The 18,421-nt window shown below is 48.5% G+C and carries 17 protein-coding genes; 7 read left to right on the top strand and 10 right to left on the bottom strand.

Annotation, left to right across the window (positions count from 1 at the left end; genetic code table 11):
• On the top strand, positions 1-93 hold a 93-nt coding region (locus KNP96_RS16940), incomplete at its 5' end, for an LPXTG cell wall anchor domain-containing protein (protein WP_214770648.1).
• A gap of 231 nt (positions 94-324) precedes the next feature.
• Here KNP96_RS16940 and KNP96_RS11895 read toward each other — a convergent pair.
• Positions 325-909 (bottom strand): DedA family protein, encoded by a 585-nt coding sequence (locus tag KNP96_RS11895; protein ID WP_088836134.1) that lies wholly within the window; start codon positions 907-909, stop codon positions 325-327.
• 302 nt (positions 910-1,211) lie between these two features.
• Here KNP96_RS11895 and KNP96_RS11890 point away from each other — a divergent pair, with 302 nt between their 5' ends.
• Together KNP96_RS11890 and KNP96_RS11885 are read left to right on the top strand one after the other, a co-directional pair.
• Positions 1,212-2,423, top strand: a complete 1,212-nt coding sequence (locus KNP96_RS11890) for a dicarboxylate/amino acid:cation symporter (protein ID WP_088836133.1) — start codon at positions 1,212-1,214, stop codon at positions 2,421-2,423.
• 146 nt (positions 2,424-2,569) lie between these two features.
• Positions 2,570-3,364 (top strand): NUDIX domain-containing protein, encoded by a 795-nt coding sequence (locus KNP96_RS11885; RefSeq protein WP_088836132.1) that lies wholly within the window; start codon positions 2,570-2,572, stop codon positions 3,362-3,364.
• Positions 3,365-3,723: 359 nt separating this feature from the next.
• Here KNP96_RS11885 and KNP96_RS11880 read toward each other — a convergent pair whose 3' ends face one another.
• Complete coding sequence (locus KNP96_RS11880; protein WP_088836131.1) at positions 3,724-4,575, bottom strand: VOC family protein; 852 nt, start codon at positions 4,573-4,575, stop codon at positions 3,724-3,726.
• A 121-nt stretch (positions 4,576-4,696) separates the two neighbouring features.
• Between KNP96_RS11880 and KNP96_RS11875 the strand changes: the two genes are divergently transcribed.
• Positions 4,697-5,053 carry a winged helix-turn-helix transcriptional regulator gene (locus KNP96_RS11875; RefSeq protein ID WP_088836130.1) on the top strand — a complete coding sequence of 119 codons (357 nt, stop codon included), beginning with the start codon at positions 4,697-4,699 and terminating at the stop codon, positions 5,051-5,053.
• A gap of 172 nt (positions 5,054-5,225) precedes the next feature.
• On the top strand, positions 5,226-5,999 hold the full coding sequence (locus KNP96_RS11870; RefSeq protein WP_088836129.1) for a nucleotidyltransferase domain-containing protein: 774 nt from the start codon (positions 5,226-5,228) through the stop codon (positions 5,997-5,999).
• A gap of 153 nt (positions 6,000-6,152) precedes the next feature.
• Here KNP96_RS11870 and KNP96_RS11865 read toward each other — a convergent pair whose 3' ends face one another.
• Both KNP96_RS11865 and KNP96_RS11860 read right to left on the bottom strand, forming a co-directional pair.
• Positions 6,153-7,082, bottom strand: a complete 930-nt coding sequence (locus KNP96_RS11865; protein ID WP_088836128.1) for an NADP-dependent oxidoreductase — start codon at positions 7,080-7,082, stop codon at positions 6,153-6,155.
• A gap of 104 nt (positions 7,083-7,186) precedes the next feature.
• Positions 7,187-8,683 carry a methyl-accepting chemotaxis protein gene (locus KNP96_RS11860; RefSeq protein ID WP_251132090.1) on the bottom strand — a complete coding sequence of 499 codons (1,497 nt, stop codon included), beginning with the start codon at positions 8,681-8,683 and terminating at the stop codon, positions 7,187-7,189.
• A 124-nt stretch (positions 8,684-8,807) separates the two neighbouring features.
• Between KNP96_RS11860 and crcB (KNP96_RS11855) the strand changes: the two genes are divergently transcribed.
• Together crcB (KNP96_RS11855) and crcB (KNP96_RS11850) are read left to right on the top strand one after the other, a co-directional pair.
• On the top strand, positions 8,808-9,212 hold the full coding sequence (crcB, locus tag KNP96_RS11855) for a fluoride efflux transporter CrcB (RefSeq protein ID WP_088836126.1): 405 nt from the start codon (positions 8,808-8,810) through the stop codon (positions 9,210-9,212).
• Positions 9,209-9,568 (top strand): fluoride efflux transporter CrcB, encoded by a 360-nt coding sequence (crcB, locus tag KNP96_RS11850; RefSeq protein WP_088836125.1) that lies wholly within the window; start codon positions 9,209-9,211, stop codon positions 9,566-9,568. Before crcB (KNP96_RS11855) ends, crcB (KNP96_RS11850) begins: the two co-directional genes overlap by 4 nt.
• A 59-nt stretch (positions 9,569-9,627) precedes the next feature.
• Here crcB (KNP96_RS11850) and KNP96_RS11845 read toward each other — a convergent pair whose 3' ends face one another.
• From KNP96_RS11845 to KNP96_RS11820, 6 genes are all read right to left on the bottom strand, one after another.
• Complete coding sequence (locus KNP96_RS11845; RefSeq protein ID WP_088836124.1) at positions 9,628-10,482, bottom strand: DegV family protein; 855 nt, start codon at positions 10,480-10,482, stop codon at positions 9,628-9,630.
• Positions 10,483-10,552: 70 nt separating this feature from the next.
• The gene (locus KNP96_RS11840; protein ID WP_088836123.1) at positions 10,553-11,581 is read right to left on the bottom strand and encodes an aldose epimerase family protein; all 1,029 of its coding nucleotides are present in this window, start codon (positions 11,579-11,581) and stop codon (positions 10,553-10,555) included.
• 178 nt (positions 11,582-11,759) lie between these two features.
• On the bottom strand, positions 11,760-13,454 hold the full coding sequence (locus KNP96_RS11835; protein WP_088836122.1) for a LytS/YhcK type 5TM receptor domain-containing protein: 1,695 nt from the start codon (positions 13,452-13,454) through the stop codon (positions 11,760-11,762).
• Between the two features lie 610 nt (positions 13,455-14,064).
• On the bottom strand, positions 14,065-15,378 hold the full coding sequence (locus tag KNP96_RS11830) for a hemolysin family protein (protein ID WP_088836121.1): 1,314 nt from the start codon (positions 15,376-15,378) through the stop codon (positions 14,065-14,067).
• A 36-nt stretch (positions 15,379-15,414) separates the two neighbouring features.
• On the bottom strand, positions 15,415-15,813 hold the full coding sequence (locus KNP96_RS11825; protein WP_088836120.1) for a MerR family transcriptional regulator: 399 nt from the start codon (positions 15,811-15,813) through the stop codon (positions 15,415-15,417).
• A 140-nt stretch (positions 15,814-15,953) separates the two neighbouring features.
• Positions 15,954-18,089 (bottom strand): (Fe-S)-binding protein, encoded by a 2,136-nt coding sequence (locus tag KNP96_RS11820; RefSeq protein WP_088836119.1) that lies wholly within the window; start codon positions 18,087-18,089, stop codon positions 15,954-15,956.
• Between the last annotated feature and the right edge of the window lie 332 nt (positions 18,090-18,421).

The raw sequence follows: 18,421 nt of genomic DNA, 5'->3' as shown, positions 1-18,421 counted from the left end.
AGCAACAACGCAACAACAGGTGCACTCGCACTCTTCGGTCTTGCACTCGGTGCAGCTGGAATCGTCGTGGCACGCAAACGTCAAAACGCGTAAGTTCACTTAATCAACTTTATTCAAACGAAAGACACGTTCCGCATCGGCGAACGTGTCTTTCAGCGTTTAGACAAACGCTTATGAAGAGTGAACATGCGATATCGAGATGCAATTCGTTCGCGCTGCCCTGTCTCGCTCGAGGAAAGCAACGAAAAAAGACGCTTGATCTCCCGATAGCACTTTGTCTATCGTGTTTTAAGTTATTAGGAGAGTGCTCCCCCATGTTCTTGTTCACTCAGCGATTGCTTCTTCTTTCTCGAGGCGGTGTCGCCGTCTCGCATGTACGATGGAGGCACCCGCAATGATTAATATGACGGCAAGGATAATAAAAATCATACTCGGATTCGTCATAATCCATTCCCAAAGCTCCGACCATGTCACGGCTTGACCAATCCGAACGATGACAAATGTCCAAAGACCCGTATATAAACCGGCGGCTAAAAACGTCATCCCGAGGTATCGTGGAAGTGGGTATGCAAGCAATCCTGCAACATAATGGATGGGATGACGTACCCCTGGTAAAAAGAACGAGAGCCCGATCGCCCACAAACCACGACGATCTAAAATCTCTTCTGCCCGTGTCAAAAACTTTACTTTCATGAATTTCTTGATGAGTGGAATTTCACGGAAGAAACGGGCGAGTAAATAAAACCACGCGAAGGAAATGAAAAAAATTGGCCACGCAGCGAGCCATATGAGGACCGGATGTACCCCTTCTTTGATTCGTAACGCTGTATATCCCATCATCAAAACATCATCCGATAGCGGAGTAAACATGATTCCTCCGGCCAGGCGGACGAGTGCCATGATATCCATTAGTTCATCACTTCCTTTTTTCTCTATACAGAGAGTATGCCTGATTTTGACGTTTTTGAGTAATCTTTGTTCACAAAGTATTTTGAACGGAAAACTATTTTACCTTTTAATTTTTTCGTAAGTTGATGCAGACACGCACTGTAAAGTGGCTGTACTAAAGCGTTGAAGCGTTTATTGCATAAAATCATGCAACCGATTTCTATATTTCGAATAATCAGAATGATTAAAACGCTGTAGTAATGCCATTTTAGATGTGCGAAAATAGCTTCAATTCAGTTAGACAATTTCATTATTAAGAAAGGATGATTGGTTTGAAGTTTAAAATTGGTCTGCTCGGTCGTATTGTCATCGCCATCGTATTTGGAATTATAGTGGGTAGCCTCGTCACCGAACGCTTCGATTGGATCGTCCGTTCTTTCGTCACATTCAATGGGATTTTTGGTCAGTTCTTATCATTCGCTATACCCTTAATCATCCTTGGTTTCATCATTCCGGGTATCGGTGAACTTGGAAAAGGCGCTGGAAAGCTTGTCGGAATCACAGCTCTCATCGCTTATCTCTCGACAGTCGTCGCCGGTTTACTCGCATATGGTACAGCAGTCAACTTGTTCCCGCGCATGCTCAGTGGTTCATTTGCAAACATGGAGAATCCGGAAGAAGCACTCTTAAAAGGCTTCATGGAAGTTGAAATTCCCCCTGTCTTCGGCGTCATGACCGCTCTTGTCATGGCCTTCGTCTTCGGAATCGGAATCGCAGCAACTAGAAGCGAACGTCTGCTTGAACTCTCGATTGATTTCCGTAGTATCATCGAACTGATTATCGGCAAAGTCATCATTCCATTACTTCCGTTTCACATCGCAGGAATTTTCATGAACATGACATATGCCGGTCAAGTCGCAGAAATTCTTTCTGTGTTCGCACTCGTTTTCGTCGTCATCCTCGTTCTTCATTTCGTGATGATCACATTACAATATACGATTGCCGGTATCGCCAATAAACAGAATCCGTTCCGTCTTTTGAAAACAATGATGCCTGCCTACTTCACAGCCATCGGGACACAATCTTCCGCAGCGACAATTCCTGTCACGCTACGGCAGACAAAAGCAAATGATACCGATGAAGAAGTCGCAAACTTCGTTGTTCCGCTTTGTGCGACCATCCACCTTGCGGGTTCGACGATCACGTTGACGTCAATCGTCATCGCGATTCTTTACTTGAACAACATGCCGGTCACGTTCGGTGCGATTTTCCCATTCATTCTCGCCCTCGGTGTGACGATGATTGCAGCACCAGGCGTTCCCGGTGGTGCCGTCATGGCCGCAACCGGCTTGTTCGTCTCCATGCTCGGCTTTGACCAGACCATGGTCAGCCTCGCGATTGCACTCTATATCGCACAAGACAGTTTCGGTACAGCAGCAAACGTCACAGGGGACGGTGCGATCGCGAAAATGGTCCACGCCATCAAACGCCATACATCAATCCTTGATGACAAAAAAGAACGAGATATCGCTTAATCCCAAAAACGGCTTCGCTCTCCGCGAAGTCGTTTTTTTTTGTTGTGCTCGATTCGTTTGAAAAAGAAGGGAATCCGCTTACGATAAGAGAAGTGTAATAAAGAACCTGAACGTATATCTGCTTGTATGATAGAGGAGGAATTTTCATGTTACATCGCCGGAAGACCTATACGATTCGCCCGGAACGACTACAGGAATTTACCGAGTTCTTTCACACCTATCTCTTTCCCCTACAAATCAGTCACGGTGCCCGTCTCGTCGGTCGCTGGGTGACGGAATCGGAAGATGAAGTCATCGCCATTTGGGAATATCGCGATCGGGAGCACTATGAGCAAGTCGACCGTGATGTCCGCAACAGCGCCTTACGCAGGGAAGCGATGAAGAAACGCGCCCGCCTCGGGAAAAACCTCTACATCAAATCGACGGAAGATTTCATGACGGCGACAGGTGTCTACACACCACCCCGTGCAATCGTCAGCGTCACTGCCTACATCACGAACGATGCTGGTGAAGTCTTGCTTGTCCGCAACCTCCATCGTGGCGACACGTATGAGCTACCGGGCGGACAAGTCGAAAACAATGAATCGATTCTCGATGCCGTCAAACGTGAAGTCAAAGAAGAAGCCGGTGTTGACGTCACGATCGACGGCATTACCGGCATCTATCAAAATATATCAAGTCACATCATCTGCGTCGCCTTCCGCGGGACGTACGTCAGCGGTGAATTGCAAGCACAAGAAGGCGAGACGACGGACGTCGGCTTCTTCCCTGTCACGCGTGAGAACGTCGACACCTATATCAAACGTGAGCATTTCCAAATCCGTGCACTCGATGCGATGAATCCCGTTTACCTGCCGCATGCCCTCTATACCGTCCGACCGTATGAACTCGTCAGTCGTTACGATGGCAATGCCCCGTCTGCTTTATCCGGACAAAATTAACTGACAAAAATGGACCCTCTCCAATGAGAAGGTCCATTTAAGCGTGTAGACAAATTCTTATGAAGCGTGTACATGCGATATCGAGGAGCAATCCGTTCGCGCTACCCTGTCTGCATGACTAGATTTCTGTCACGATATTACTTGAAAAGCGTCACGTTTCGTTGACTCCTGCGGGAAAAAGTGCGTTCTTAACGCACTTTCAGAGGCAGGCAAGACCCTGCTCGTTGTCCGTGAGGATCAAGGAGCAACGGCTTGCGCCTCGCCCGAGGAAAGCAACGAAAACAGACGCTTATCTCCCGATGGCACTTTGTCTATAGCCTGAAATGGACCCTCTCTGTGATGAGAAGGTTCATTTTTCATTATTTCGTAACCAGTCGTGCCGTAATGCCGGCATCATCCGTGACGTACACCGCGTCTTCCGTCCGCTCTACTCGGTAGAGCGAAGCATCGATCGCAGCAACCGCTTTTTCTAACACGGATGCACTTGGATAAACGAGCGTCCAATAATCCAGTCCGACGGCGTCGCCCGGTGCCTTTGGCGCGTCCGCTCCTGCCCACAGGTTCATCCCGATGTGGTGATGATAACCACCCGCTGCAACAAATAAGGCTTTCATCCGTGACGCATCGGTCGCCACTTCAAAACCAAGCGTGTCGACATAAAAGGCGCGTCCGGCTTCGAGTGATTTGACATGGAAATGGACATGACCCATGACCGTATCTGCCGGCATTCCGTACCAGTCTTCTTCGCCTGCCTCAACGAGCATGCTTTGCCAATCGACGGGGTCTGTCGTCATCTTGACGTCCCCGTTCGCCTCATAAGACCATGTCTCCCGTGGACGATCGGCATAAATCTCAATCCCGTTCCCGTCCGGATCGGATAGATAAAACGCTTCACTGACGAGATGGTCGCCTTGACCAAGATCAACGTCATTTGAAATCAAGTTGCGGATGACGAAACCAAGTTCTTTTCGACTTGGCAATAAAATCGCGAAATGATACAGTCCCGCGACTGAATTGGGTGCGAGACGTCGTGCATCTTTCTGCTCCTCCAGCACGACGAGTGGTGTCATTTTCGCACCAAGCGTCGCCGTGTTCCCTGTCTGTTCGAGTACCGTTAGTCCGAGCAGGTCACGGTAAAATGAAATCGATTGGTCTAAATCCGTAATCCGTAAGCTGACCGGTCCGAGCGTAATCTCTGAATGGATTGTCATATTGTTATTCCTCCTGTACGTTCACTTCATAGGTTCATTATCCCCCGGAAGCAACGTGAACGGAAGTAGGCACAAAAAAGTGGTATAGTTTCTAAAAAGATACTACGAAGGAGGAACGATGATGCAAGAGACACCCATCTGTCGCGTCGAGACTGCACTCGAGATTTTGACGGGAAAATGGAAACCGTCGATTTTGCTCGAGCTCATTACTCACGGGACACTCCGCTTCAGTGAATTAAAACGACATCTACCGAACATCACCCAAAAGATGTTGACGGCTCAACTACGTGAACTTGAGCTAAATGATATCGTACACCGTGAAATCTACCAAGTCGTTCCACCCCGCGTCGAGTACTCCTTGACGGATTACGGGCGGACACTCATGCCAATCCTCAATGTGATGAACCATTGGGGCGAACAGCATGCCGTGCATATGGAACAAAAAGAACAAGAACAACATACAGCTTCTTTACGCTAAGGGTTTGAAACAGCTGATGATTTAAAGGGATGGCTTTTGAGTCAGGCCCTTTTTGTGTTGTTGATTTTTCTCTGCTCACTCGCTTTAGGAAATCAGTAAAAATGATAATGGAATAATCTCCCTTATTTCACGTATACTGAAGAAATAGACTGCTTGAAGGAGTGACTTACTTATGCACCAGCTATATGCCATCGAACAACTTACAGATCGGCTCAAACAGGATCCGACCGTTGAAGCGATTTTTTTGAAAGGCTCATTCGGTCGCGGCGAGGAAGATTTTCATTCCGACCTCGACCTCTACTGCCTCGTCGCAGAAGGGACTGTTTCGGAGTTCCTGCCTCGTCGTCTGGCGCACCTTGAAGCGTACCGGCCCGTCATTTGGCACGATGACATTTTCATCGTCGCCCCACAAATGATTGCGGTCTATGATGACTTGTTACATGTCGACCTATTTACCGTCACGACCACTTCGTTAAATCAAAAAGATGCCATCCGCGTCCTGTATGATCCAAAAAATCAGTTAGCACCGTTTATCGAAGAAACGTCTCTGACCCTGTCGCAGCAGGAATTCGAAGACGAGGCAATCGATGCCGTCTGGTTCTACTTCCAGTATCAAAAAGCCGCCGCGCGCGGCAACGGCTTATGGGCGGTCGAAATGTTACGCAGTGCGTTGACGAAGTTCGCAAAAGTCCTGTTGCACCACTATCTGCCGGAGCGGGCGCAGCTCGGACTAAAGACGATTTCAGATTACTTACCGGACGACCAGCGTGTCCCGTTCGAGGCCGTTTATGACGTCCTCGTCCCGGCGACGTATCAAGAAGCAGGACGCCGCTATATTGCGTTACTCGAGCAGGAACGCTCCTTTTTGCAGACGACATTACAGAATCAACCGGAGACACTCGTGTTACTCGACCGTCTCCTCCGCTCAGCGTCTGTTTCCCGTTGAACAAGTCGTCGCTTTTGTCGAATATTACTTAACCTACAAACAAAACTCCCTTCGGATATTGAAGGGAGTTTTGTTTGCTGTTCCGGTTATCCTAACGTAAGGTGACGTTTAGAAAACGCCCTGACTTAAAGTTCGAGTCAAGACGTTCCCGCGTCATTTCACTTTAATGACAATTTTACCTTTCGCATGCCCTTCTTCTCCGTAATCATGGGCTTGTTTCGTATCCTCAAGATCAAAGATCCGGTCGACGACGGGTTTCAGTTCACCTTTTTCGACGGCTTCCGCAATTTTTTTCATCCGTTCGCCTGTCGGCTGCATGAAGACATATTCGACGCGTGCCTTCGCCTGTTTTGCTTCCTCTTCGTTCGGCGGCGTTGAAATCGAGACGAGCATTCCATTTTCTTTAAGCATTTTGTATAGTTTGCCCTGTCCGTCTCCCCCCATCGTATCGAAAACGAAATCAAGGTCACGCACGGTTTCTGCCGGATCTTGTTGTTTATAATCGATGACTTCGTCGGCTCCGAGTTCACTGACCCAATCGACGTTCGGGGTGCTCGTTGATGTGACGACATACAAGCCGTGTGCTTTCGCGAGCTGGATTGCGACCGTCCCGACGCCACCTGAACCGGCACCGATGAAAATCCGGTCACCCGGTTTCGCATCCATCACTTCGAACATGACTTGCCATGCCGTATGCGCGACGAGTGGCAATGATGCGGCCTCCTCGAAGCTCAGGGAGGCTGGCTTTTTGACGACGAGATGGGCATCGACCGCAACATACTCGGCATATGTGCCTTGACGGGCAATATCCGGGCGGCTGAAGACTTCATCTCCGACCTTCAAATCGGTCACGTTTGCTCCGACTTCTTTGATGACACCCGATACATCCCAGCCGATGACGAGCGGCATGTCGTAACTGAGCATCTCTTTTAAGTACCCTTCACGCAGTTTCCAGTCAACCGGATTGACACTCGCTGCATGAACTTCAATCAATACGTCATCTGCACCAATTGTCGGTTGCTCAATCTCTCCTACTTTGAACTCATCCGACCCACCATATTGTTCGATATACGCTGCTTTCATCTCATCGTCCTCCTTTAATTTGTTCATTCACCTTTACTATCTTCCCATTCTGCTTATTCCACAAACGAAAAAGCACACCGCGTGTAGGGCGATGTGCTTACTCATTAACCTTCTTTTGTCGTTTCACGGAGCGTCGATGCCGTTGCGTTCAACGCATGAATCGCGTGCTGCAAGTCACGAATCTGTTCGACTTGCGACCGGGTCAGACCTGATAATTGATCACTGCTCGTCAATAACAAATCCATGAAGGCATCCAGCTGTTCTGTCGCCTGCGTGATATCCGTCAAACTACTCGTAATCGTTGCGAATTGCTGACGGGCGCCACTAATCGCTTGGACCGAATCGGATGAGTCTGATGCGATCGTCTGCAAGGCTTGCTGACTCCGCTGCATCCGTTCCTCTTGCTCACGGAGTAACGTCGTGCTCGCATTGATCGCACTTCCCGTATTCGTCACGTCACGTTCAACCCGTTCGATGATTTGATTGATTTCTTTTGATGCCTCTGCCGTTTGTGACGACAGGTTGCGAATTTCCTGTGCGACGACGGTGAACCCTTTTCCGAATTCCCCTGCCCGTGCAGCTTCGATTGAAGCATTTAAGCTCAGCAAATTCGTCTGCGTCGCGATTGCGTTGATGCTCGACGTGATCGTCACGATTTCTTGGAATCGTCCTGCGAGCTGACCGAATGATGTCACGGACTCACCCATGCTGACCGTCAATTGTTGGAGTGACTCGCCCGCTTCACTGATTGTCTCTTGACTGTTCTCGGCCGTGAGTTTTGAAGAAGAACTCCGCTCGAGAGCGCGATCGACGGCTAGTGTGACGTCAGCAATCGATTGGACGTTACTCTCATTCATTTGCCGAATTTGACGGACGGATGTCGCATTTTTCGCTGAGTTTGCCGCAAGCATCTTCATCGCGTCATCGATTTTTTCGAATGAGGCTTTTGCCGTATCGACTGTTTCACTCATATCTTCCGTGAACGTCGTCACGTCTATCGCTGTTGCCGCGGATTGGGCAAGCGTCGTCCGAGAGACTTCTGCATACGTTTCCGCTTTTTCCTGTTGACGCTGAACTTCCGTCATGACATTGCGACCGAACACAGCAACAAAGACGGCTGCTGCAAAAATCATCAAGTAAATGACAAGCGCAACGATCAAGTCGAACAGATTCGTAAACTCAACCGTTCCGATGCTTGTAAACATGACAAGTTCGAGCAGACCGAGTACTCCCGCCATCACGACAATCCGGGGAATCAAGTAGACAATCGACATGACGAGATACAGATAGGCAATCGTCCAAATGCTCTGCGTCGGCAAAGTGACGAGGACGAGCGCCAGGACCAAATAGGTCAATGTGATTTGAATGTACTTCCCAATCGGGTGCTGCCCGAAAAATTGATTCCCGGCCAGTAATGCTATCGTCAAGATGATACCACCGATCAAAAATTGATAAAAAGCTCGCATCGAGACATAATCCATCTGGGCAAAAATGAAAATCAACGGATGGGCGACTGTAATTAACGTTGGGATGAGGCGGGACAATATTTTAGTACTGAGCTGTTCGAGCGGTGACACCATCTGCAAAACTCCTTCTCTCATTCGTATACTCATCTATCGGTTTCAATGCGTGAGAGTTTTAGTGATTTGCCTATTTTACCCACTTGACGCCTTGATTCTGAACAGCGTATGTTGAAAATATGCTATAGGTAGAGGATGGGTGACAATGCTGTATGTTTTAGTCGGCTTCGCCGGTGTACTCGGTGCCTCGGCACGGTACGGTCTTAGTCTAACAATCGGTCAACTGGCGACAGGGACGTTTCCCGTCGCAACGGTCTGTATTAATCTTCTCGGCTGTTTCGTTTTAGGGTATGCCACACATTTTTTATTCCGTACAAATTTACTTCATCAATATGCGATGACGGCGCTCGGAACAGGCTTCATCGGCTCGTTCACGACATTCTCGACGTTTAGCGTCGAAGCGGTCACGTTACTGCGGACCGGTCTATATGGCTTCGCCGCACTTTATGTCCTTCTTAGTCTATTCGGCGGATTATTTTGTTCGTACCTCGGTTACGCGCTCGGGACGCGCCGGCTCCGGCAGTTCGCGGCAAGGAGGGACAACACATGACACTGCTCGCACTCGGAATCGGTGCTTTTTTCGGTGCCATCAGTCGTTTTGCACTCAGCCAATGGGCGAAGACGTTTTGGACACGCGACTTCCCGCTCGCGACATTCATCGGTAATGTCAGCGGTTCTTTTTTACTCGGTCTCGTCATCGGTCTTCATCTCGATTCGACGTGGACGTTGTTTCTCGGGACGGGATTTCTCGGTTCGTTTACGACCTTTTCGACCTTTAAGCTCGAGACGCTCCAACTGCTCCAACATGAAAATAGACGGACACTCGCTCTTTACCTCGGGACAAGTTATGTCCTTGGCATCAGTGCAGCTTTTCTTGGTATCGTCTGTGCACTCGCAACAAACTAAAAAGCAGGTCTGCCTCGTCCGCTGAGCGGAGAAGGACAGACCTGCTTTATTTTTTTCATTTAATCATTCAACCAGAAAAGGCCGACTGTTTCTGCTCCGGCATGTGTTCCAATCGCTGGACCGAACGTCCCTTCAAGAATCGTCAATTCCGGAAACTTCGCTGCGACACTGCTCCGCAGATCGGCTGCCATGTCTGGCGCAAGCGTCGTCGCGACATAAATCCGGTTCTTATAGAATGTCTTCTGACGCATCGCATTTTCGATTTGTTTAATCATTTCGATATATGCTTTTTTAAGTGAACGTGCCTTTTTGAACGGAACGATTTTCCCCGCTTCGTCCGTCGTGATGATTGGCTTGATGTTGAGTAAGTTCGCGAGGAATAAATCTCCTGACGAAACCCGCCCACCGCGGCGCATCGTCTCCATGTTCCCGACGATCATATAAAAATGCGTCCGTTTCGATAAGTTCGTCAAAGCTGCTGTAATCTCTTCGACAGTCTTTCCTTGTGCTTCAAGATCCATCCCGTAACGAATGAACTCTTGTTGGTTTTCAAACGCAGTATGCGAATCGATGATATGGACTGGGAAACTTGCCGCTTCTGCAGCTGATGCAGAACTTTGGACCGTACTTGATAATCCATTCGTACAGTGCACAGCAATCGCACAATCATATCCTTCTTCTTTTAGGCGTTCATACGTACCGACGAACTCGCCGAAGATTGGTTGTGATGTCTTTGCGACCAACTTCTTGTCCGCATCAAGTGCGCGGAACAAACGCTCGACAGTGATCGTGTCTTCGTTGTAGGCAGTATCCCCGAGCAAGATTTGAATCGGTACGACATTGACGCCGATTGCGTCTGCCTCTTCCTTTTTGAAATAGGCCATACTATCGGTCACCCATGCTATTTTAGTCATTTTCTTATGCCTCCGTTAGATTCTTCTCGCTTTATCCTACCACATACGAACTTAATATTCGCGAGAAACATCACTGTATTCGGCTAAATTGGAAGGTCGTCCGCTTTTGATACCGATCGCCCGCGCGTAAGACGACGGATGGGAAATCAGGTTGATTGATGGCGTCCGGCAGTCCTTGTGTCTCAAAACAGATGCCAAGGTAAGGCGTCGCGCGACGACCGGCAATCGTAAAGTCTCCCCCTAAATGGTTGCCCGTATAGACAACGACACCCGGTTGTTCTGTCACGACACGTAACGTCCGACCACTGACCGGTTCTTCGAGGACGATTTCGCCCCCCTCTTTCAGAAGGAAGGGATGATCGACTCCGCTTCCGACCTGACGGAGCGCTTCGTCAGGAGCATGCGTCACTTCGTATAACGGCCGCGCTGTCCGAAAATCAAAAACGGTTTCATGAACGGATAAAATTTCACCCGTCGGTAACGCGTCTTGATCGAGCGGGACATAGAATGGCGCATCCATCCGCAATCGGTGTTGCTCCACTGTCGTCTTCGCGTCTCCTGTTAAATTGAAATACGTATGGTTCGTCGGACTAAACGGTGTTGAAGCCGTCGTCGTCGCATCATACGTCAACGTCAATGCATCCTCATCCGTCCACTCGACCGTCAATCGCACATCGAGCTGTCCTGGATATCCATTCTCTCCATCCGGACTGACAAGTGACAAGTGAAGCAAATCGCCTTCAATCTCATGATCAAAAAAGCGATTCGACCAGTTGACACTCCCTCCATGTAAATGATGATCTCCTTCGTTTTGTTCGAGTAGGTAGTTCATCCCTTCGAGCGCGAAAGCCCCATTGGCGATTCGTCCCCCGACACGACCAATCGTCGCACCTAAATGATGGGGATCATCTAAATATTGGTCGAGCTCGTCAAATGCGAGAACGACATTCTCAATCTTCCCCTGCTTATCAGGTACACGAATCGCCGTGATTTTACCGCCGAGGTTCAACAGGTCGACACTGTGTCCCAATCGATTCATCAATGTAAAAGCGATGATCGGTCGTTCGCCGGATCGTCCGACTTCTTTTTTTGTAATCATCCGCTTCTTCCTCCTATATCTTATCGTTGCCTGCTTTCATTTTTACCCACCTTCTCCTAAAAAAAAACAACAGTACCCGCAAAAACGTCCCCTTTCTAAAAAACCGGACTCGACACCTGTCGAATCCGATTTTCACTTCAAGACGATTCCTGCTGATGCAGTCATATTGAGTTCTGAGTCAACCTTCCTCAACTACTGGTAGCGGCAAGGTTAGCACGACACGCGTTCCTTGGTTGAGACGAGAGTGAATCGTACACGTCGCGGCTTTTCCATACTTGATATCGAGCGTCCGTCGTAGTAAAAACAACGTGCTCGTCTCCGTCAAAGCATCTTCTTCGAGCCGTCGTTTCACATCTGGTCCGATTCCGACGCCGTTATCGCTGACTTCTAAGACAAGATCGTTCTCCTGACGAAAAGCACGCACGTTAATTTGTGAACGACGACCGACTTTCGAAAACGCATGCCGTAACGCATTGTCGACTAACTTCGTTAACAGGAATGGCATGATGAGCGTCTCCTCAATCGCCGTCTCGACATCTAAATCAATCGTGATATCCGCATGGGTCAACTGATTTTGACGTCGCCTTGTCCCTTCGAGAGCGAGATAGGCTTTTAAGGTTGTGATTTCGTCACGAAGTGGATGATCTTCGACCCAGCGTGCTGCCGTCAATAGTTGGAGCAAAGAGCCTAGCTGTTGTTTGACCGGCGTCCCCGGATCAGCCGTCTGATGGATTTCGTCCACGATTCCCCGTAAATAATTCGGATGGAGGAACGGTTTCATTTTAGGGAGCGAGCGTTTTTCGAGTTGCTCTTCTCGATACGTCACGAGCTCACGCGCAAACAGCTGAACGAGTTGTTCCGTCGTCTGTTCAATCGTGTCATCAAACAAATGACTCGGAAAATAACATACGATACCGGCCTTGTCTCCATCCATCTGTAAGGGATGAAACGATAGAATTTGGTTTGTCGTCCGGTCTTCGACTTGTAACGGAACCGCTTCTTCAATCCAACGTTGTACATTCGGTTGAAATCTGCCGCCGTACACAGGTGTTTCCCCCGCTTCAATATCGACGAGCACTTTTGCAGGTCCAAGTAAGACGACACGGTCAATTTTAGTTTCTTCCAAAATGGTCGTGCCAATCTGACAGGCGACGTCTGCTGTCATGCCTTCTTTTCGAAGTGGACGGATGACAGCCAACAATCGAGAGGAACGGGCACTTTCGCGAACAAACAATTCCTTTTCGAATCGGAGTTGCGTCCGTAAGATGACGATGAAGACGATAATCCCGATCGTGTTTGCAAACAGCATCGGGAAGACCGCCTGACTCGCAATCACGATGAGTTCCGACGGATCATCCGCGAGCAAGATGGCCAATCCTAAATCAAGGATAACCATACTCATGACGAGAGCGATCGGTTGTAATAATGTATATTTATCTTTCAAGCGCCAGCGACGACTGTAGAGACCACTGAGAGTACCGGCAACGACGGCGATGAACCATCCTGTCTCTGCTCCCATCGAACCGAGCAAAAAACGATGAAACCCAACAAGGAGACCCGTCAGTCCACCGATGAAGGGACCACCGAGCAGTCCACTCGTGACGATAATCGTTAGACGCGTATCAATCAATAATTGATCATCGGTCACTGCAAGTCCAAGCAACGGATCAATCGTTTGATTCGAGGAGACGGCAACTCCGGCATAGTTCATCAAAATACCCGAGACGACGAATATGCTGAGCAAGGCGAGTCGACGCGAGCGACTCGTCGATGTTTTAAAGACGTGCCGTGACGTTCGCCACTGCGACAATAAAAATGCAAGCAACGCCAGCATACCAAGCCGGCTGAGTAAAAACGGGATTAAGTCTAACACAAGGTTCCTCCCTCTAGTGAACGACACGATGAATTCTCTTTTTAGTAGTATTCAAGCCGACACGACGATTTCCCTACTTCCCGATCCGTTATTCACACACTGATATGATTTCTGAAAAATTGATTCCCGCAGCAACAAAAAAATCCCTTTGATGATTTCAAGAGGATTTTAGACTGTAGACAAACTCTTATGAAACGCAAAAATGTAATATCGAGAAGTAATCAGTTCGCGTTTCCCTGTCTCGCCTCGTCTTCAAAGCGGCAATCTTCCGCGCCGCTACAGCAAAGCTGCAGGGTCGCGACCGATTGCTTTTCGCGGTTCTAAAGCGATTCGAGACGGCTTGCGCTCTAAACCATCTGCATGCCCGGCTTTCCGTCACGATGTTACCTAAAAAGCGTCACGTTTCGTTGACTCCTACGGGAAAAAGTGCGTTTTTAACGCACTTTCAGAGGCAGGCAAGACCCTGCTCGTCGGCCGTGAGGACCAAGGAGCAACGGCTTGCGCCTCGCCCGAGGAAAGCAACGAAAAAAGACACTTTTATCTTCCGATATCACGTTGTCTACACGCTAAAATCCCCTTGATTGGCTCAAGAGGATTTTGCATGTTGTTCTTATTCTGCTTTTTCGAGCGGGTGCAACCACAGTTTGATTTGATTGATTTGATAGTTCTCCATTTCCATCACTTCGACAGAGAACGTCTCTGTATCGATATGTTCGCCTGGCTGCAGATCGATGTTGTGCATCTGAATCCAGCCACCGATCGTATCGACATCTTCATCGTTCGTAAACCGCAGACCGAAACGTTCTTCCAAATCTTCTAGTAAGACCGTTCCTGCGACGAGATATTCGTTGTTCGGCAACTCTTGAATTTCTTCGACTTCATCCGTATCAAATTCGTCACGGATTTCACCGACGATTTCTTCAAGTAAATCTTCCATCGAGACGATTCCCGCCGTACCGCCATATTCGTCTACGACGAGGACGATATGTGAACGGGTTTCTTTCATTTTTCGTAACGTATCCTGAAGCGACGTCGATTCTGAGACGACCGGTAAATCCTTCAAGTAATGTGTGACCGGATATTCATGTCCGTTCGCGAAATCTGTCAAGACTTCTTTGACGTTGATATAGCCAAGAATACGGTCTTTATCATTTTCTTCCGTTACCGGGTAACGGGTAAACGGATTGTCCATGAAAATTTCCATCAGCTCCGCTTTTGAGAGACGCTCTGAGATCGTCGCCATCCGCATCCGCGGGACCATCAAATCTTTGACGACGTGCTCGTCAAAAGCAAAAACATTTTGCATCAAGGCAAGTTCCGTTTGGTTGATTTCACCACTTTGGAAGCTCTGTGCCATGATGATTTTCAACTCATCTTCTGAGTGGGCTTGTTCGTGTCCAGCAGGTTTCACACCGAAAAGTCCAAGGAACAGACGTGCCGATCCATTGAGTAACCAAATGAACGGGTACATGATTTTTCCGAAAATGAACAAGGGACGTGCGAAAATCAAAGTCATTTTTTCCGCATACTGGATGGCAAGCGTTTTTGGCGCAAGCTCCCCGATGACGACGTGTAAAAATGTCACGGAAATGAAGGCGATTCCGAACGATAAGAGTGTCGAGACGGCAGCCGAGACGCCGAATTCGTCAAAGACAGGATGGAGAATCTTTTCGACGGTCGGCTCTCCGAGCGCCCCGAGTCCAAGTGCTGTCACCGTGATCCCAAGCTGACAGGCAGACAAGTAATAATCGAGATCACCGGCGATTTTTTTAGCAAGAATCGCACTCTTATTGCCTTCTTGAATCATTTGGTCGAGACGCGACATCCGAACCTTAACGACCGCAAACTCTGACCCGACGAAAAACGCTGTTAACACAATCAACAACACCACTAAAAATAAATTGATGAAAAGTATAGTATCCAAAATCCCCTAAAAAGGGGTCACCTCCAGTTATTAGTTTTACAGCTGGGCGATCAACGATGCAATCAAGGTGAGGCGACGCGATAACTCAAGACGAATCTCTTGTTTTTCGAACTCTGTCGATTCGAGCAGACGTCGCTCTAACCCTTTGACCGTATCTTGAAGCTGCTGTACTTCTTGATAAATGACATCTCCCGTTTTTTCTTCCCGTTCCGTAAATGAAGCAAGAATCTCTTGTAAGGAAAGCCGCTGTGTCTTTAAATATTCAATCTTTTGGACTTGATGGACGACATCTTCCGGATACAACCGGTAACCTGCCGCCGTTCGTTCTGACGTTAAGAGACCGAGCGACGTGTAATAGTCAATCGTCCGTTTTGATAAGCCGGTGGTCTCCGCGACCTGACCGATTTTAAGTAGCGCCTTCCCAAAGATTCTCACCCCCTTTCACAGCAATTTGTATTTTTATCATAGCATGTCAAAACCGTACAGTACAACGTTGTGCTTGCTTTGAAACATGTATTCACAAAAAAAGACCACTCGCCGGTCTTCCGTGACGAAGACGCGCAAGTGGTCATTACTCATACCGTAGCGATTGATTCTTTCATCGGTGTCCCGACGATTGAACGTTCGAGCAATTCGACGACGTCGTATGTTGCGACGGATTCATCGACTTCTTTTGCTTTCGTTCCATCGCTGAGCATCGTCAGACAGTATGGACAAGCAGAACCGATGACAGATGGTTGCACCGTCAACAGCTGTTCCGTCCGAGCGACGTTGACACGGGCTCCGACTTTTTCTTCTTGCCACATCATCCCGCCGCCTGCACCACAGCACATCCCTTTTTCCCGGTTCCGCTCCGTCTCGACGAGCGTGATTCCTGGAATTTTTTCAAGAATGTAACGGGGAGCGTCGTAGATGTCGTTGTACCGTCCGAGGTAACACGAGTCATGATAGACGACACGTTCTTTGACTTCATGCATCGGCGTGATCCGTTTGTCGTCAATCAAGCGCGCCAGTAACTCCGTATGGTGATAGACTTCGACGTCCGGACTGAGTCCGAAGTCCGGATATTCGTTTTTGAACGTGTTGTAGGCGTGCGGATCAATTGTGACGATTTTTTTGACACCATATTTTTCGAACGATTTGATGTTCGCTTCCGCAAGTTCCTGGAACAAGACTTCGTTTCCGATCCGGCGTGGTGTGTCACCCGAGTTCTTCTCATCATTTCCGAGAATCGCGAACGAGATGTCCGCTTCGTTCAGAATGCGGGCGAATGCCATCGCGATTTTTTGACTGCGGCTGTCATACGAGCCCATCGCACCGACCCAGAAGAGGTACTCGAATTCTTCGCCGGCCTTTTTCTTTTCTTTCGCCGTTGGAACAACGAGTTCTTTGCGCGTTTTGCGCCAGTTTTCGCGTTCTTTCCGGTTCATGCCCCATGGATTCCCTTGACGTTCGATGTTCGCCATCGTCCGTTGCATCTCCGGATCCATTTTCCCTTCCATCATGACGAGATGGCGACGTAAGTCGATGATCTTGTCGACATGTTCATTCATGACCGGGCATTGATCTTCACAGTTACGGCATGTCGTACACGCCCAGATTTCTTCTTCCGTGATGACATTGCCAATCAACGAATCGGGTACGATGTCCATTTGACCGGCTGCAGCAAGGGACGCAATCTGATTCCCTTGTGATCCGTCAAAGGCAAAGGCAGGTGCCCACGGTGATTTTTGTGTGATCGCTGCCGTCTTCATGTTGAGGTGATCCCGCAGCTTGACGATTAAGTCCATCGGCGACAGCATCTTCCCTGTTCCGCTCGCCGGGCACATATTCGTACAGCGTCCGCATTCGACGCAGGCATACAGATCGACCAATTGTTTTTGGTTGAAGTCTTCAATTTTATTGACCCCGAAACTAAATTCGGCATCGTCATCTTCCGCTTCTTCCATGACAGACAAGTCGATCGGTGCAAGGCGGCCGACTTTTGACGTCCGACCGAGCCAGACATTGGCCGTACCGGCGATTAAGTGGGCATGTTTGCCTTGCGGGATGTAGACCATGAAGCTGAGTAAGAACAGTAAATGGGCCCACCAGAAGAAGACGAACAGTCCGAATGCGACTTGTTCCGGTACCCAGCTGAACAAGAAGGCGATGGCAGACGCAACGGGTTCACCGAGTGTCGAATGATTTTCATAGACGAGGAAAAATCCGTTGCCGAATAAGACTGCGACCATCAATCCACCGATAAAGATTAAGGCGAGTCCTGCCATGAAGTTTCGTTTTAAGCGCACCAGTTTCTCGACATAGCGACGGTAGAATCCCCAAACGACCGCAACCAAGATGACGAGCATGACGATTTCCTGGAAGAACGTAAAGATTGGATAAAGTGGACCGAGTGGAATGTGTGGAAAACGTTGTCCGACTGCGAGTCCCTTCCAGATGAAATCAATCGCTCCGAACTGGACGAGTAAGAAGCCGTAGAACATCATGACGTGAATCGTCCCACTCTTTTTATCCTTAAGTAATTTCTTTTGTCCAAAGACGTTCACGAGTACCGAATTGAACCGTTCTTTATTCGTTATATCCCATTCCGCCTTTTTCCCCCGACGAATCGCTTCGTAACGGCTCTTGACGAGCGTCACGAATAGATAACCTGCATACCCGACGATGAGCAGGAAGGCAATCCAGTTAATCAGTAAAAATGTCCCCATGAAACAAGCCCCTTTCCCCCTAAAGCAGTTGTATTGAGATGAGTATAGCATATAATGAATGACTATTCATTCATTATTTTGATATTTTTGGTTACGTTTACATTGACTTTTCTATTAAAATTTCACTTCAAATAGGGGGGATTTTGCAACATCCGAGTGGTTTAGTAAAAGAAGTAAAAGCCGGTTTCTCATGGACGACGTTCTTTTTTGGGTTTTTCCCGGAGTTTTTCCGCGGTGATTTTAACTAAATTTAGCGAGAATTCTCCCACCTCTAAGCGTCTCGGGGCGAAGCCCAGCGTGTGGGAGATGAATCGCCCGTCTTGGCAAGACTT

This window comes from Exiguobacterium sp. s133 (genome assembly GCF_018618595.1).
GTDB classification, from domain to species: Bacteria; Bacillota; Bacilli; order Exiguobacteriales; family Exiguobacteriaceae; genus Exiguobacterium_A; species Exiguobacterium_A oxidotolerans.
Note: the sequence above shows the minus strand (reverse complement) of the source record. Positions and strands in the feature narration are given on the sequence as shown.

Bases quoted from the DNA above. Each gene is read 5' to 3' on its own strand.
- KNP96_RS11870 (WP_088836129.1), top strand. From the start codon at position 5,226: ATGCACCAGCTATATGCCATCGAACAACTTACAGATCGGCTCAAACAG.
- KNP96_RS11865 (WP_088836128.1), bottom strand. From the start codon at position 7,082: ATGAAAGCAGCGTATATCGAACAATATGGTGGGTCGGATGAGTTCAAA.
- KNP96_RS11890 (WP_088836133.1), top strand. From the start codon at position 1,212: ATGATTGGTTTGAAGTTTAAAATTGGTCTGCTCGGTCGTATTGTCATC.
- KNP96_RS11880 (WP_088836131.1), bottom strand. From the start codon at position 4,575: ATGACAATCCATTCAGAGATTACGCTCGGACCGGTCAGCTTACGGATT.
- KNP96_RS11845 (WP_088836124.1), bottom strand. From the start codon at position 10,482: ATGACTAAAATAGCATGGGTGACCGATAGTATGGCCTATTTCAAAAAG.
- KNP96_RS11840 (WP_088836123.1), bottom strand. From the start codon at position 11,581: ATGATTACAAAAAAAGAAGTCGGACGATCCGGCGAACGACCGATCATC.
- crcB (WP_088836126.1), top strand. From the start codon at position 8,808: ATGCTGTATGTTTTAGTCGGCTTCGCCGGTGTACTCGGTGCCTCGGCA.
- KNP96_RS11860 (WP_251132090.1), bottom strand. From the start codon at position 8,683: ATGAGAGAAGGAGTTTTGCAGATGGTGTCACCGCTCGAACAGCTCAGT.
- KNP96_RS11875 (WP_088836130.1), top strand. From the start codon at position 4,697: ATGCAAGAGACACCCATCTGTCGCGTCGAGACTGCACTCGAGATTTTG.
- KNP96_RS11820 (WP_088836119.1), bottom strand. From the start codon at position 18,089: ATGGGGACATTTTTACTGATTAACTGGATTGCCTTCCTGCTCATCGTC.
- crcB (WP_088836125.1), top strand. From the start codon at position 9,209: ATGACACTGCTCGCACTCGGAATCGGTGCTTTTTTCGGTGCCATCAGT.
- KNP96_RS11895 (WP_088836134.1), bottom strand. From the start codon at position 909: ATGGATATCATGGCACTCGTCCGCCTGGCCGGAGGAATCATGTTTACT.
- KNP96_RS11885 (WP_088836132.1), top strand. From the start codon at position 2,570: ATGTTACATCGCCGGAAGACCTATACGATTCGCCCGGAACGACTACAG.